Origin of the sequence: Phormidesmis priestleyi ULC007, assembly GCF_003003695.1 — a bacterium.
Lineage (GTDB): Bacteria > Cyanobacteriota > Cyanobacteriia > Leptolyngbyales > Leptolyngbyaceae > Phormidesmis_A > Phormidesmis_A priestleyi_A.
This window is the reverse complement of the sequence record NZ_PVWG01000108.1, coordinates 1-1,700: the sequence shown is the minus strand read 5'-3', so window position 1 is coordinate 1,700 and position 1,700 is coordinate 1. Positions and strand designations below refer to the sequence as shown.

Sequence of the window (1,700 nt, the reverse complement as noted above, 5' to 3'; positions counted from 1 at the left end):
CACGACTCATTTCTGCGGACTACAAAACTATTCTAGATTCACCACATTCTTCTTCTCCTGTCAATGCGTAAGTCCTATTCGATTGCAAAGTTTCCCTGCGACGATCTCACCACGATAGATCGACTTTGGATGCAGCATTCAAACAATCGATTTGGTATCAGTATATGGAGAGATATCTGGTTGTCTTTCGGTTGCAAAGTTGACAACGACGCGGAGCATCGTCTAGGTAAAGCTGTTGGTTGGTACGAAGGTGGGTGGAAATTTGGGGATAAAATAGACTTCAGCTTGTCTGCTCCCGTAGGACATCTCCCAAGTCTTTTTTCAGCAAAAAGTGGAGTTTTATTGAGAATACTAGGATGTGCAGAAATGATGCACTCTGCGCTTGCGTGGAGATTTGCGAACTGCTCATTGACAGAGCTAGAACAATCTCTTGATATGGCCCAACCCCAAATTGATGTGAAGTATGAACAGAGAGGAACAACTTTAGAGGTGTATATTGCTTCTCAAGAACCACTGACTCCGATAAATTCGCTAGAGGCAGACTATAGTAAGGCTTCACTTCTGCTGAACGCTAAACGATATGCAGAAGCATTGGAGAGTTTTGAAGCACTTCTACAGATATATCCAAATTGCGTCGATGCTCATCGAGATAGGGGGCTAGCGCTCGGTAGTCTTGGTAGGCATGAGGAAGCCTTGACCGCTTTTGAAACGGCTTTGCAGCTAGATCCAACCTCCGAGTCAGCATATTTTTACAAAGAATCTGCACTTTACAACCTTGGGCGTTTAGGAGAAGCCTTGCAGTCTTACGAGACGCTACTCAGACGGAACCCAAAGTCTGCTTTTGGATATTTTCGCAAGGGAATAGTGTTTCACCAGCTTAGACGACATGAAGAAGCTTTAGATTCATGGGAGCAGTCACTATCTTTCGACCCAAACAATGCTGAAGCTTATCGTCATATAGGAGCTGTACTTGATAATCTACAACGGCACGACGAGGCATTACTCTGTCTGAACGAGGCATTGCGATTAGATCCGAGTTCTGCTTTAGTTCATCACAGTAGAGGTGCTATTTTAGATAATCTTGGACGGCATGAAGAAGCATTACTTTCACTAGATGAGGCACTAAGACTAAATCCAAATCACGCAGGAGCCTATCACAGTAGGAAGATTGTGCTTGACAAGCTTGGACAGCATCAATAACAGAGACTTCCTTTACTGCTATTGCAAAAGTGCCGCATAACAACCGCGCTGCACCGGGACTTGCCAACATGGTCGGCTGATTTTTAAAGGTTATCTGTGTCCGGTGAGCGCGACCGTTATATTTCACCCGTTGGAAGTTAGACGGGATGCAATTCGGGCGCTACCCTAAATCCACACTATTCACAACCACCTGATGAAGCGCTTGATAACGAGTTCGCGCTTTGAATTTGGCAAGAACATTGTTCATGTGAAATTTAACTGTGCTTTCGCTAATCACCAGATGATTGGCAATATCCCGATCGCGCAATCCCCCCGCCAACAGTCATCATTTCTAACTCGCGTCAATGCCCCAACTCTCGCCACGGGCAACCGCTGCGATCGCCTCCCTCAATTGTCCCGGTGTGAGGGTCAGATCGACTTTAGCTCAGATCTTGCACCAGTCTCAACAAGGGGTTGCCAAAAAGCTCAAAGTCTGAAAGAAAGGGCGTAGAAACATTTCA

At 45.6% G+C, this 1,700-nt stretch carries 3 protein-coding genes; 2 read left to right on the top strand and 1 reads right to left on the bottom strand.

What is annotated here, in order from left to right:
- The first annotated feature begins 63 nt into the window (after positions 1 to 63).
- Positions 64 to 1,200: a GUN4 domain-containing protein gene (locus tag C7B65_RS26845; protein WP_073075363.1), complete on the top strand. Its 1,137-nt coding sequence runs from the start codon at positions 64 to 66 to the stop codon at positions 1,198 to 1,200.
- A 160-nt stretch (positions 1,201 to 1,360) separates the two neighbouring features.
- On the opposite strand, the gene C7B65_RS26840 is transcribed toward C7B65_RS26845, so the two are convergent.
- Positions 1,361 to 1,519, bottom strand: coding sequence for a helix-turn-helix domain-containing protein (locus tag C7B65_RS26840; RefSeq protein ID WP_244913305.1), 159 nt, complete (start codon positions 1,517 to 1,519; stop codon positions 1,361 to 1,363).
- Positions 1,520 to 1,544: 25 nt separating this feature from the next.
- Between C7B65_RS26840 and C7B65_RS29430 the strand changes: the two genes are divergently transcribed.
- The gene (locus C7B65_RS29430) at positions 1,545 to 1,676 is read left to right on the top strand and encodes a hypothetical protein (protein WP_280523202.1); all 132 of its coding nucleotides are present in this window, start codon (positions 1,545 to 1,547) and stop codon (positions 1,674 to 1,676) included.
- The last annotated feature ends 24 nt before the right edge of the window (positions 1,677 to 1,700 follow it).

Bases quoted from the DNA above. Each gene is read 5' to 3' on its own strand.
- C7B65_RS26845 (WP_073075363.1), top strand. From the start codon at position 64: ATGCGTAAGTCCTATTCGATTGCAAAGTTTCCCTGCGACGATCTCACC.
- C7B65_RS29430 (WP_280523202.1), top strand. From the start codon at position 1,545: ATGCCCCAACTCTCGCCACGGGCAACCGCTGCGATCGCCTCCCTCAAT.